General features: G+C 32.9%; 10 protein-coding genes. 3 read left to right on the forward strand and 7 right to left on the reverse strand.

Annotated features, from left to right (window positions below; genetic code table 11):
* The first annotated feature begins 21 nt into the window (after positions 1 to 21).
* Positions 22 to 2,271 carry a carboxy terminal-processing peptidase gene (locus M2326_RS15325; protein ID WP_264620421.1) on the forward strand — a complete coding sequence of 750 codons (2,250 nt, stop codon included), beginning with the start codon at positions 22 to 24 and terminating at the stop codon, positions 2,269 to 2,271.
* 11 nt (positions 2,272 to 2,282) lie between these two features.
* Positions 2,283 to 3,158, forward strand: coding sequence for a DNA/RNA non-specific endonuclease (locus M2326_RS15330; protein WP_264620422.1), 876 nt, complete (start codon positions 2,283 to 2,285; stop codon positions 3,156 to 3,158).
* 14 nt (positions 3,159 to 3,172) lie between these two features.
* On the opposite strand, the gene rodA is transcribed toward M2326_RS15330, so the two are convergent.
* The 6 genes from rodA to purH all read right to left on the reverse strand — a co-directional run bounded on the left by rodA (position 3,173) and on the right by purH (position 10,378).
* Positions 3,173 to 4,408 (reverse strand): rod shape-determining protein RodA, encoded by a 1,236-nt coding sequence (rodA, locus tag M2326_RS15335; protein WP_264620423.1) that lies wholly within the window; start codon positions 4,406 to 4,408, stop codon positions 3,173 to 3,175.
* A gap of 16 nt (positions 4,409 to 4,424) precedes the next feature.
* Positions 4,425 to 6,350 carry a penicillin-binding protein 2 gene (mrdA, locus tag M2326_RS15340; RefSeq protein ID WP_264620424.1) on the reverse strand — a complete coding sequence of 642 codons (1,926 nt, stop codon included), beginning with the start codon at positions 6,348 to 6,350 and terminating at the stop codon, positions 4,425 to 4,427.
* Positions 6,347 to 6,853, reverse strand: a complete 507-nt coding sequence (locus M2326_RS15345) for a rod shape-determining protein MreD (protein ID WP_264620425.1) — start codon at positions 6,851 to 6,853, stop codon at positions 6,347 to 6,349. Before M2326_RS15345 ends, mrdA begins: the two co-directional genes overlap by 4 nt.
* On the reverse strand, positions 6,846 to 7,673 hold the full coding sequence (gene mreC, locus M2326_RS15350; RefSeq protein ID WP_264620426.1) for a rod shape-determining protein MreC: 828 nt from the start codon (positions 7,671 to 7,673) through the stop codon (positions 6,846 to 6,848). Before mreC ends, M2326_RS15345 begins: the two co-directional genes overlap by 8 nt.
* Positions 7,674 to 7,769: 96 nt before the next feature.
* Positions 7,770 to 8,798: a rod shape-determining protein gene (locus M2326_RS15355; protein WP_264620427.1), complete on the reverse strand. Its 1,029-nt coding sequence runs from the start codon at positions 8,796 to 8,798 to the stop codon at positions 7,770 to 7,772.
* A gap of 53 nt (positions 8,799 to 8,851) precedes the next feature.
* Positions 8,852 to 10,378, reverse strand: coding sequence for a bifunctional phosphoribosylaminoimidazolecarboxamide formyltransferase/IMP cyclohydrolase (gene purH, locus M2326_RS15360; RefSeq protein ID WP_264620428.1), 1,527 nt, complete (start codon positions 10,376 to 10,378; stop codon positions 8,852 to 8,854).
* Positions 10,379 to 10,576: 198 nt separating this feature from the next.
* Here purH and M2326_RS15365 point away from each other — a divergent pair, with 198 nt between their 5' ends.
* Positions 10,577 to 11,827, forward strand: a complete 1,251-nt coding sequence (locus M2326_RS15365; RefSeq protein ID WP_264620429.1) for an ABC transporter permease — start codon at positions 10,577 to 10,579, stop codon at positions 11,825 to 11,827.
* Positions 11,828 to 11,931: 104 nt separating this feature from the next.
* On the opposite strand, the gene M2326_RS15370 is transcribed toward M2326_RS15365, so the two are convergent.
* Positions 11,932 to 12,840 (reverse strand): pseudouridine synthase, encoded by a 909-nt coding sequence (locus M2326_RS15370; RefSeq protein WP_264620430.1) that lies wholly within the window; start codon positions 12,838 to 12,840, stop codon positions 11,932 to 11,934.
* Positions 12,841 to 13,168: the final 328 nt, after the last annotated feature.

Raw genomic sequence — 13,168 nt, forward strand, 5'->3', positions numbered from 1 at the left:
TAACTTAGTTTAAAAATTTGAATGAATGCTATAATTAAATTTATGAAAAGACATTATAAAATATTACTTACAATTATTGTTGCTTCAGTAGCATTATTTGCCTTCAACAGTAAATCAAAAAAAGAATCTGATCCTGATAAGGACAAACTTCTTTTAGAATTATTAACATTTGTTATTGAAAAAGGGCATTATAGTCCAGCACCAATTGATGACACTTTTTCTAAAGGAGTCTACAAAGATTACATCCAAGCTTTGGATCCATCCAAGCGCTTTTTTCTTCAATCTGATATTGATGAATTTTCGAAATACGAAACAGAAATAGATAATGAAATCTTAGATAAAGACCTAACATTTTTCAATTTGACCTATGATCGATTGATGGAGAGAATGGAACAAAGTAAAAAAATCTATCAAGCTATCTTGACAAAGCCTTTTGACTATACTATAGACGAAAGTTTTAATACAGACTACGAGAAAGCTCCTTACGCAAAAAACAATGATGAGTTGGTTGAAAAATGGCGCAAGCAAATTAAGCTTTCAGCTCTTTCATCTTTAACAGATCGTCTAGAAATTCAAGAAAAAAAAGCCAAAGGAATTACCGAAGAGGCAAAAACTGGAGACACTGATGAGTTATCAGATAAAGCACCTATTACAGTTCCAAAGAAGGAAGCAAAAGTGGATGACAAACCAAAGACTTATGCTGAATTAGAAATTGAAACTCGTGAGAATGCTAAAAAATCTTTAGATGAATATTTTGGTTTCATGGGCGATTTAAATAAAAACGATTGGTTCTCAGTATTTATTAATTCTATTACAGCTGGCTTTGACCCACATACAAATTACTTTGCTCCAGAAGAAAAAGAGCGTTTTGATGTAAGCATGAGTGGAAAGCTAGAAGGGATTGGAGCTCGTCTCCAAAAGAAAAATGATTTTACAGAAATTTCAGAATTAATTTCTGGAGGACCAGCTTGGAGAGGTAAGAAACTCGAAGCAGGAGACATCGTGATGAAGGTAGCACAAGGAGACGCACAAGCTGTAGATGTAGTAGGAATGCGCCTAGATGATGTTGTTAAAAAGATTAAAGGACCAAAAGGTACAGAAGTCCGATTGACGGTTAAAAAAGTAGACGGAACGATTACAATTATTTCAATCATTAGAGATATTGTTGAAATTGAAGAAACTTACGTTAAATCTAGTATCGTAAATAAAAATGGTTTGAATTATGGTGTGATATATTTACCTAAATTCTATATTGATTTTGAAGATAAGAATGGTAGAGATGCGGGTAAAGACATTGCTCTTGAAGTAGAACGTCTGAAAAAAGCAAACGTTGACGGAATTGTACTTGACGTCCGTGATGATGGAGGTGGATCATTATCGACTGTGGTAGATATCGCAGGTCTATTTATCAATGAAGGTCCAATAGTGCAAATTAAATCAGCAGGCCGTAAGAAAGAAGTACTTTTCGATAGAGATAAAAAAATTGAATGGGATGGTCCGTTAGTTATTATGGTTAACAGTTTCTCCGCTTCGGCTTCAGAAATTTTGGCAGCTGCTATTCAGGATTATAAAAGAGGTATTATTATAGGTAGTAAACAAACCTATGGTAAAGGAACAGTTCAAAACGTTATTGACTTAAACCAGTTTGTACGTAATAGTGCCGTTGGTGATTTGGGTGCTTTAAAAACCACTACTCAAAAATTCTATAGAATTAATGGGGGTTCTACTCAACTAGAAGGAGTAAGTAGCGACGTAGTGATGCCAGATAGATATTCGTATTTAAAAATGGGAGAACGTGATGTTGAAAACGCAATGCCATGGGATAAAATTGATGCAGCAGAATATACAGTTTGGAATAAAAACACCAATTTCGCTAAAGCAATTGCAAATAGTAAAGAGCGTATTGCTGCTAATGAATATTTCAAACTAATTGACGATAATGCTAAATGGATTGACAGCCGTAGTGAAGATAACAATTATAGTTTAAACATGGAAAAATTCAAAATAGCACAAAATGCTATAGAGGAAAAAGCTAAGAAATACAAACCAATTTCAAAGTATAAAAGTAGCTTAATATTTACTTCCTTGCCTTATGAAATTGAGGAAACAGACAAAGATGGGGTATTGAAAGAAAAAAGAACAAGATGGCATGAAGCATTATCGAAAGATATTTATGTAGAAGAAGCATTAAATGTATTAGATGATCTACAAGCAAAAACAGTAGCCAAACAAGCTGCAAACACTAAAAAAGATAAATTAGCAAAATCATAAATTATTTCCGAATGAGAATAACCAATTCAACGTCATTCGCTCCAACGCTCCAAAAGATCTCTATGATCTTTTGGAGCGTTTTGAGTTTGACCCTACTCTCTTCTTGTAAATCAGATAATAAAACTAGCCCAATTGGTAATTTCAACCCTAACAAACCCATAGGTGAGAGCACAGATACAAAAGAGAATACCGTCAACATCCAAGAAGAATGGACTTACTTTTTACCCAGTTCGACGACCAATCAAATTGTAAACCATGAGTTTTTTGTATTATCATATAACGAAAAAGTAGAGCAAGCTGAATGGGTTGCCTATGAATTGAAAAAAGAATACATAAAAAATAATGATTTCAAAAGGCCATACTTTATTGAAGATCCGAAAGTAATCACACGATCTGCAGATTGGCGTAATTACAAAAATTCTGGATACGATAAGGGACACCTTTGTCCTGCAGCCGATATGGAGTTTAGTAGAGCTGCTTACAACGATACTTTTTACACCTCGAATATATCACCCCAAAAGCATGATTTTAATGGCGGAATTTGGAATAGATTGGAACAAAAAGTACGCTATTGGGCCGAAAAAGAAAATGGTATAATAGTAATTACGGGAGGTGTTTTGAAAAACACATCCAAAACAATTGGAACTCAAAAAGTAGTAGTCCCAAATTTCTTTTACAAAATAATTTTTGAAAATGAAAAAGGAAAACAAAAGATGATTGCTTTCCTTATTCCAAATGAAAAAAGCAACAAACCGTTATATGAATTTGTAGTTTCTGTTGATACCATAGAAAAAATGACAGGAATCGATTTCTTTCCAAAATTAGATGACAAAGTAGAAAATGCATTAGAGAAAAACACAGATACTAGGTTATGGCTTTTGAATTAAAAAGTCATAATTTTTTACCATTCATTCACTTTATTAGCATCCATTTTCAGGAAAATAAATAGTAAAATAGTAAACCCCCAAAGTCCAGATCCTCCATAAGAGAAGAACGGTAATGGAACACCAATAGTTGGAAATATACCCACTACCATGGCAATATTGACAAAAAAGTGTATAAAAAGTATCCCAGCTACACAATAACCATAAACTCTACTAAATTTTGTTTTTTGTCTTTCAGCTAAGTATATCACCCTCAAAAGCAATCCAACAAAGAGCCCTATAACAGCTAGCGACCCTATAAATCCCCATTCTTCACCCACTGTGGTAAAAATATAATCGGTATGTTGCTCAGGTACGAATCCACCTTTAGTTTGCGTTCCTTCAAGAAATCCTTTTCCAAACCAACCACCAGAACCAATAGCGATTTCAGATTGATTGGTATTATATCCTATTCCTTTTAAATCGACAGTTTTTCCTAGTAAGATATTGAAACGATCACGATGATGCTGCTTAAAAACATTGTCAAAAACATAACTTACTGATAGAACAAATCCAGAAATCAAGACAAATAAGATACTACTTAACAATATATTACGATCTCCAAGACGAGATTTAAAGTAAACTAACACTAACACAATTAGAGAAATTAAAATCACGTATTGTGGTTCAATAACAAGTGTCATTATAAACAGTAATATTGCTACAGCACCTGTTAATACATACCAAGCAGGCAATCCTTCTCTATACAATACTACAAAAAAGATACTATAAATTAAAGCACTACCTGGGTCTGGCTGTGGTAAAATAAGGAATACTGGTAGAAACACAATAGCCAAAACTTGTATTTGTCTATTAACATCCTTTAAATTGATTTGTGAATCGCTTAAATATTTTGCGAGTGCCAATGAAGTTGCTGCTTTTGCAAATTCTGATGGCTGAATGGTAAAGCTACCAATACCATACCAACAACGTTGACCAGCAATTGTCTTACCTGCAACAAATAGACCAGCAAGTGATAATAAGGAAACAACAAAAATAACACTGGCATATTTTTCATACATCTTCCCATCAATTGCTAGAATTATAAAAATCAATGGAATTGTCAGAATAATAAAGATCAATTGTTTTTGAAAAGTATTGTCTGGTGAAGATAATGATGAAGAATATATGTTTAACCAACCCATAAGTACCAAGGCACTATAGATGATTACACAGGTCCAATCGAGATTTTTCTTTATACTTTGATTTTTCATTGTAACAAATCTCTAGTTAGTTTTCTTTAGTCGAATCGACTTTTATTTTAATTATTTCTTTTTTTACTGTAGAATCCTTAGGTGTAGATTCTATTGCACTTGCTTCATTCATACCACCTAATTTAGCATATTGATCACGTAAACTTATTCCAAGAACTCGTTTTTCCAAATCAACTCGTGTGATTTTTTTTCTCAAATATTTTTCAATCATTAAACTGGCTATTGGACCTGCTATTGTCGCTCCAAATCCTCCATTTTCCACCATGATAGCAATAGCAATTTTCGGATTGTCTTTTGGTGCAAAAGCAACAAAAATAGAGTGGTCTTTTAATTGTACTCTCTTACCTCCTATTTTCGCAAAATTTTCTGCAGTTCCTGTTTTACCACAAATAGGAATTCCCTCTACACGAAGCGAACTAGCCGTTCCATAATTATATACGTCATATAGTCCTTGAATCATAGGTTTGAAGTATTTCTTATCAATTGTCGTAACGTGCTTAGTTGTAAACTTCTTATCAATAGATTCTCCTTTTATCTTTTTTATAATGTGAGGTGTATAATAATACCCTTCATTTGCTACAGTTGCTATCATATTGGCAAGTTGAATAGGAGTCATTAAAACTTCTCCCTGCCCAATAGCGTTAGATACAATTGTGGTACTTCTCCATCCACCATTTGGATATATTTTTTTGTATGTTTTGGAGTCTGGAACATTTCCCCTTTTACCTGTAGGCAAATCATAGCCCATGAAATCTCCTAGACCAAAACTTTTTACGTGATTACTCCAAACATCAACAGCGTAAGATGGTTTTACGTATTTGTTTATCGTTTTCATGTAGGCAGATGCAAAATAAGTATTACAAGAGTTATAAATACCATTATTTAATTGATGTGGACCTGATCCATGACAAGCCATAAAACGGCCACGTGCATAACTAAAACCATGATGACAAACAAATGTGGTATGCTCGTCAATAACTCCTTCTTGTAGCGCAACCAATCCAGTTAAGATTTTAAAAGGAGATCCAGGAGGATATTCAGCAAGTAAACCCCTATCATAAAGTGGCTTCGCAATAGAGTCATAATATAACAAAGTATAATTCTTAGACCTTTGACGACCAACCAAAATGGACGGATCATAAGAAGGTGCAGTAATCAACGCTAATATTTCGCCTGTTTGAGGCTCTATAGCAACAATACCTCCACGTTTATTAATCATTAATTGCTCTCCATAACGTTGAATTTCGGCATCGATCGTTAAATTGATATCTTCACCTTGAACAGCAATTGTATCATATTTACCTTCTTTATAAGATCCTATTTCTCGGTTATATTTATCCTTCTGAATGTATTTCACACCCTTTATTCCTCGCAAAACTTCCTCGTAGCTCTGTTCAACACCTTGTTGACCTATTAAATCACCGCTATTGTAATATGGATTTTTTTCTATTAATCTTTCATTTACTTGAGTAATGAAACCAAAAATATTTGCACCATAATCAACTTCATAAGCTCTTAGGGAACGTTTTTGGAAATAGAAACCTTCAAATTTTCTAATTTTCTCTTGAAAGGCAGCAAATTCGCTTTTATTTAATTGTGGTAAAAAGACAGAAGGTAGCCTAGGGCTGTACACCTTTGCTTTTGCAATTCTTTTGATAAAATCGTCTTTTGTAATTTTCAATAACTGACAAAACTCTAGAGTATCAATATTTTTTAATTCCCTAGGAATAACCATGATGTCATAAGAAGCCTGGTTGGCGACAAGTAATTTACCATTTCTGTCAAAAATATAACCTCTTTCTGGATAATCATATTGTGTTTTTATTGCGTTGTTTTCCGATTTTAATTTAAAAGTATCGTTAATTACTTGTAAATAAAATATCCGAATAAGTAGCAATGATGCTGCTATGATAATTACGGTAGGCAGCAATAGTTTTCTCATCTTTTGACAGGCTTAATAAGATAAATTATGATAATACAACTCAATATGGTGAATACTGAGCTCAACAAAGTTCGCAATAAAATATCTAAGATAAAATTAACTTGAAAAGCTTCCAAGATAAACATCGTAAAATGATGAATTAATACTGCAATTAATATGAAAGAAAATCTTTCCGGGGTGAGTGAATCATTTATTTTAATAGTTTGATACTCATAACTAACACCAAAGGAAAATTTAAAAATATAGGGTCTCATGTACGCAAGAACAATACAAGCTGTTGCATGAATCCCACCCGAATTTGAAAAAAAATCCATAGTTAAACCCAATAAAAAACTAGCAAAAAGCAATCCAGATTTATTTCCGTTAACAGGATAAAGTATTATGAATAAAATATACGGTAGAGGCATGATAAAGCCCAAAAAAGTCATATTATTGAATATCACAATTTGAACGGCTAACAACAGTATAAACCGTAAAGTATTAACTAACAAAGAGCTATTCATTTTTTTTATTTTGGTTTTCTAAATTATTTAATTCTTCTCTATCCTTACTTTTAATGATATATACATGACCTAAATTTGTCATATCGTTAAACAGTTTAATATTCAAAGTATAATAATTAGTCTTATTGTCAATATAAATTTTATCTATGGTACCAATATTAATATTCTCTGGAAATATTACAGATTGACCACCAGTCACAACAGTATCTCCTTTTCTAACAGAAGCTAATCTTGGCACATCAATAAGCTGCACAAAACCAGTACTTTTCCCGTTCCAAATTAGCGAACCAAAATGGTTGGACTTTTTAATCTTAGCATTAATTTGTGACTTCTTATTCAAAAGACTGACTACTGTAGCATAATTAGGAGATGTTTTATCAACAATACCAACTATTCCTAAATTATTGATTACCCCCATATCTGACTGAACCCCTTTTAATGACCCTGAATTCAAAGTCAAAAAGTTCTCCGGAGCATTATAGGAGTTATGAATTACTTTGGAAACCAGAATATCATCAGGAGCTACACCTTCAAGATCTTTAATTTTCTTGATTTCAATCGTATCCTTAGTCTTAAACAAAATACTCTTTAATCTTGCATTCTCAAGAGCCAAAGCCTCATTTTGAGTTTGTAAATTTAAATATTCACTTACATTATTAATTTTTTCATATACGCCACCACTAACAAAATTGGCAGAACTAATGATTCTACTTTTATGAAAAGAATGCGATTGTATAGTAAGCAATAACGAAACGCATAATAACAGCAAAAACAGTAGTCGATTACTGTTTTTGAATATAAAATTAAAAATTTGCTGCATTTTACTATTTAATTATGTGTTTCAAAATATACTTAAGTACCTGATTAAGTACAAGTTGATATAAATTATAAAAAATCAGATACAGATAAGAAAATCTTATTTTATTAAGATACTTTTAAATCTACTTAGGTTTTTCAAAGCCATTCCAGTTCCACGAACTACTGCTCTTAATGGATCTTCGGCAATATAAACAGGTAAATCAGTTTTTTGAGAGATTCTTTTGTCCAAACCTCTCAACATAGATCCCCCACCTGCTAAATAGATACCTGTATTATAGATATCTGCCGCTAATTCTGGTGGAGTTTGAGATAATGTTTCCATTACGGCATCCTCAATTCTTTGAATAGATTTATCTAATGCTTTTGCAATCTCTCTATAAGACACTTCTACTTGTTTTGGTTTCCCTGTAAGCAAATCTCTACCTTGAACCGACATATCCTCTGGAGGAGTTTCTAAGTCTTCGATCGCTGCACCAATTTGTATTTTTATTTTTTCTGCTGTACTTTCTCCCACAAATAAATTATGTTGAGTACGCATGTAGTAAACAATGTCATTTGTAAAGACATCACCTGCTATTTTCACTGATTTATCACATACAATACCTCCCAAAGCGATTACCGCAATTTCGGTAGTTCCACCTCCAATATCAACAATCATATTTCCTTTTGGCTGCATAATATCGATACCGATTCCAATAGCAGCGGCCATTGGTTCATGTATAAGGTAAACTTCTTTTCCGTTAACTCTCTCACATGATTCTTTTACAGCTCTCATCTCTACTTCAGTAATTCCTGAAGGAATACAAACTACCATACGTAATGCAGGAGTAAACATTCTTTTCTTCAAAGCAGGAATACTTCTAATGAACATGCTAATCATTTTTTCTGAAGCATCAAAATCCGCAATTACACCATCCTTAAGCGGCCTAATTGTTTTGATATTTTCATGCGTTTTACCTTGCATTAAGTTAGCTTCTTTACCTACAGCTATTATTTTGCCAGAAATTCTATCACGAGCAACTATAGAAGGGCTATCAATAACGACTTTGTCATTATGGATAATTAAGGTATTAGCGGTACCAAGATCTATCGCAATATCCTCGGTCATGAAATCAAAAAATCCCATAAATTATTTTGGGTTAAAAGTTATAAATTTAATCGCGAACAAAGTTAAACAAATTAATGTTTGAAATGACGTGTTCCTGTAAATACCATTGCCAAATTATTTTCGTTGCAATAGTCAATACTTAATCCGTCTTTTATAGAACCTCCTGGCTGAATTACAGCTGTAATTCCAGCTTCTTTTGCTAGCGCTACACAGTCAGGAAAAGGAAAAAAAGCATCACTTGCCATTGAAGCTCCAGTTAAATCGAATCCAAAATGTTTTGCTTTTTCAATTGCTTGAAGTAAGGCATCTACTCTTGAAGTCTGACCTGTTCCAGATGATATTAATGTTCCGTTTTTAGCAAAAACAATCGTATTTGATTTGGTGTTTTTACAGATTTTAGAAGCAAAAATTAAATCTTCAACTTCTTGTTCTGAAGGACTTGTAGTAGTAACGGTCTTTAAGTCCTCTTTATTGTCCGTTATACTATTTCTGTCTTGTATTAATAATCCATTCAAACAAGTTCTTACTTGACGAGTTGGAAGTTCAACTTCATTTTGAATCAGGATAATTCTATTTTTCTTTTCTTGCAATATTGCTAATGCTTCATAATCATATAAAGGAGCAATCACTACTTCACAAAATAATTTATTGATTTCCATAGCAGTAGCCACATCAATTGTGCTATTAGCAATTAAAACACCACCAAAGGCAGAAGTTGGATCACAAGCCAAAGCTGCATTATAAGCTTCTTCAATAGTATCTCTTGAAGCTAATCCACAAGCATTGTTGTGTTTCAATATTGCAAATGTAGGACCGTCCGCTTTAAATTCATTAATCAAATTTACGGCCGCATCTACGTCTAATAAATTATTATAAGACAATTCCTTACCGTGTAACTTTGTAAACATAGCCTCAAAATCTCCAAAAAAGAATCCTTTTTGGTGTGGATTTTCTCCATAACGCAGTACTTGACCATTTGCAATACTAGCTTTATAAAAAGTTTCATCAGTATTGAAATAGTTAAAAATAGCACCATCATAGTGAGAAGAAACATGAAATGCTTTTGTAGCTAATAGTTTTCTATCTTCAAGAGTTGTAGCTCCATTTTGATTTGTAATCATATCCAAAAACAAACTATAGTCATCAACAGAAGCAACAATAGCAGTATCCTTAAAGTTTTTTGCAGCAGCACGAATTAATGAAATTCCACCAATATCAATCTTCTCAATAATATCAGATTCACTAGCCCCAGAAGCTACTGTTTTTTCGAATGGGTATAAGTCAACAATAACCACATCTATTTGAGGAATATTATATTCTTTCATTTGTTGAATATCTCCTTCGTGATCTTGACGATTCAAAATACCTCCAAAAACCTTAGGATGTAACGTTTTTACTCTTCCCCCTAAAATTGATGGATAAGAAGTCACATCTTCCACAGGTACAACAGGAATTCCAAGATTTTTTATAAAGTCTTCTGTTCCTCCTGTAGAGTAAATGGTTACGTTTTGACTGAATAGTTGTCTGACGATAGGCTCAAGACCTTCTTTAGAAAAAACTGAAATTAGTGCTGATTGTATTGTTTTAGTTGTGCTCATCTTGTGTTATAATTTGAAAGTGCAAAAATAGTTTTTTAAACTGAAAACAAGGCTATTTCAAAAAGAGATAATTCAAAAATTGACGTTAATTGGCTTAATATTGACAAAAAAGACTTTCAAAACGAAGGAGTTGTTTGAAATTATTTGCTTATTGAAGATAAAAGTTGGAATTTTACTTGATTCAAAATCCAGAACCTAATGCGTTTATATTTTCGATTACTAAAAGAAAGCTTTGTTTTTGCACTTCATGCACTGACCAATAATAAGTTAAGAACTTTATTATCCTTATTAGGGGTAACTATTGGGATTTTTTCCATCATTGCTGTTTTGGCTGCCGTGGATTCTTTGGATCGAAAAATCTCTAGTGATTTAAGTAATTTAGATAAAAACACTATCTACTTGATGCGCTTTTCTTTTGGACCTTCTAAAATCCCTAAGTGGAAAAGAGAACAGTTTCCTGATGTGAAATACGATGAATATACGTATTTAAAAAGTGCAATGAACAACACTCAAGAAGTTGCATACCAAATGTTCCTAAAAAAAGAATTAATAAAACAAGAAGAAAAATCGGTTACTGACGTAAATGTAGTAGCAGTATCCTCTGAATTTATAAATATACAAGGACTCGAGTTTGAAAAAGGTCGGTTTTATAACGAATCTGAATCAAATTCAGGCAAAGCAGTAATTGTTTTAGGATATGAAATTGCCAACTCATTGTTTGACAGCCAAGACCCTATCGGGAAAAATATTCGCTTATATGGTCAGCGGTTTACCGTTATTGGCGTATTACAAAAAAAAGGCGAAGGACTATTTGGAGATAGCAATGATACTTCTGTTTATTTACCTGTAAACTTCATTCGAAGAATGTATGGAGATAACAACGAGTCAATGACACCCGCAATCATCCTTAAACCCTCAAAAGATGTCGATATGGATGCCTACAAAGCTGAACTCACTGAAAAATTAAGAAACTTTAGAGGTATGAAAGATGGTCAATTTGATAATTTTTTTATTAATGTCTTTTCTGGCTTTACCAATTTGATCGATGGAATTATTAGCCAAATGAATATTATGGGCTGGATCATCAGTGGATTCTCGCTACTAGTTGGTGGTTTTGGTATCGCTAATATTATGTTCGTATCCGTAAAAGAAAGAACTAATTTGATTGGTATTCAGAAATCTTTAGGCGCAAAAAATCGTTTTATCCTATTCCAATTTTTATTTGAATCTATAATACTTTCCGTAATTGGTGGATTAATTGGTTTGTTTTTTGTATTTATAATGTCCGTAATAGCTACCAAACTCGCTGATTTTGAATTTGTTTTAAGCTATCAAAATGTATTCTTAGGAACATTTCTCGCAGGTATAATTGGTTTAATTGCAGGTATTATCCCTGCCATCTCAGCTTCTCGTTTAGACCCAGTAGAAGCTATTCGAACAGGAATGTAAACCACCATTACCTCAATCACAAAACTAACTCACTCGATGTACTACAAAAAAAATCCCTTTTGCACTTACAAAAGGGATTCTAAAAATATATTTCAATCTAAAAACTATACGTTTTTCAAATTGATAATTTCTTGATCTGTTAATAACCTCCAGTTTCCTCTTGGTAAATTTTTCTTGGTCAAACCCGCAAATGAAACACGGTCAACACGTAAAACATCATATTTAAAGTTTTCAAAAATAGCACGAACCACTTTAATATTAGATGAACGTAGTTTTAACCCAATTTCGCTCTTCGCTTCACCTTCAATATAACTGATATCCTCAACAAAAACACGATGTCCATCCAGAGTTAACCCTTTATTGATTTTTTCTAAATCCTCAAATTTCAAATTTTTATCTAATGAAACCTGATAGATCTTGGATGATTTTTGACTAGGTAAACTAAATTTACGAATCATATCTGTATCGTTGGTAAACAACAACAGTCCAGTTGTATTCTTGTCCATACGCCCCACAGATGCAATTTTTGCAGTAGTAGAGCCTTTTACCAATTCTAATACGTTACGAAATTCTTGCCCTTCATCAAGTGCTGTTGTAAAGTTTTTAGGCTTATTCAGCAAGATATACACTTTTTTCTCTGGTGTCAATGTCATCCCGTCAAAATTAACGGTATCTCCTGGCTTCACCATGTATCCCATTTCGATAACTGGAACTCCATTTACTTTTACATTCCCAGATTGGATGTAAATATCTGCATCCCGACGCGAACATGCTCCCGAATTTGAGATATATTTATTTAAACGAATTTCATCTTTAACCTTAGGTCTTTTTGGTGCTTGATTAGGTTTTTTCTCTATTTTATTGGGATCCACCACGGCTACCTTGGTATTTACTTTAGCTTTTTTAGGTCCTTGCGCCCTTTTTTGCATAGCGGGTTTTGGCTTATTCGAATTAGTTCTAGAACCTCCTGGCTTAGAACCTCCACGACTATTATTGCCTTGCTTGTCATTCATAATTCTTGATAATTTTTGCAAAGATAGTATTTATATATTTGACTTTGACCAATTTGAAATTTTAAAAAAAGCTCATTTTCGAAAAGAACAAAAACATAAACTACTCAACATTACTTTATTAGCCTTCAAAATATGAATTCATAAACTAAATCCCCATTTCAAGTTGCTATTCCTACTCTCAAAGCTTCGCAATTTTAAACTTTCCTCATTAAAACCCATACCATAGCTACCTTAACTAAACCACTATGGACTTAAAGTCCATAGATTTGGTTGTCAGACTTAAAGTCTGCATGTTGCTAGTCTTCAATTATGAAGTTATCATTATTAC

The organism is Flavobacterium psychraerolatum, assembly GCF_025960985.1.
Taxonomy (GTDB): domain Bacteria; phylum Bacteroidota; class Bacteroidia; order Flavobacteriales; family Flavobacteriaceae; genus Flavobacterium.

Bases quoted from the DNA above. Each gene is read 5' to 3' on its own strand.
- M2326_RS15325 (WP_264620421.1), top strand. From the start codon at position 22: ATGAATGCTATAATTAAATTTATGAAAAGACATTATAAAATATTACTT.
- M2326_RS15370 (WP_264620430.1), bottom strand. From the start codon at position 12,840: ATGAATGACAAGCAAGGCAATAATAGTCGTGGAGGTTCTAAGCCAGGA.
- M2326_RS15345 (WP_264620425.1), bottom strand. From the start codon at position 6,853: ATGAATAGCTCTTTGTTAGTTAATACTTTACGGTTTATACTGTTGTTA.
- M2326_RS15355 (WP_264620427.1), bottom strand. From the start codon at position 8,798: ATGGGATTTTTTGATTTCATGACCGAGGATATTGCGATAGATCTTGGT.
- M2326_RS15330 (WP_264620422.1), top strand. From the start codon at position 2,283: ATGAGAATAACCAATTCAACGTCATTCGCTCCAACGCTCCAAAAGATC.
- mrdA (WP_264620424.1), bottom strand. From the start codon at position 6,350: ATGAGAAAACTATTGCTGCCTACCGTAATTATCATAGCAGCATCATTG.
- M2326_RS15365 (WP_264620429.1), top strand. From the start codon at position 10,577: ATGCGTTTATATTTTCGATTACTAAAAGAAAGCTTTGTTTTTGCACTT.
- purH (WP_264620428.1), bottom strand. From the start codon at position 10,378: ATGAGCACAACTAAAACAATACAATCAGCACTAATTTCAGTTTTTTCT.
- mreC (WP_264620426.1), bottom strand. From the start codon at position 7,673: ATGCAGCAAATTTTTAATTTTATATTCAAAAACAGTAATCGACTACTG.
- rodA (WP_264620423.1), bottom strand. From the start codon at position 4,408: ATGAAAAATCAAAGTATAAAGAAAAATCTCGATTGGACCTGTGTAATC.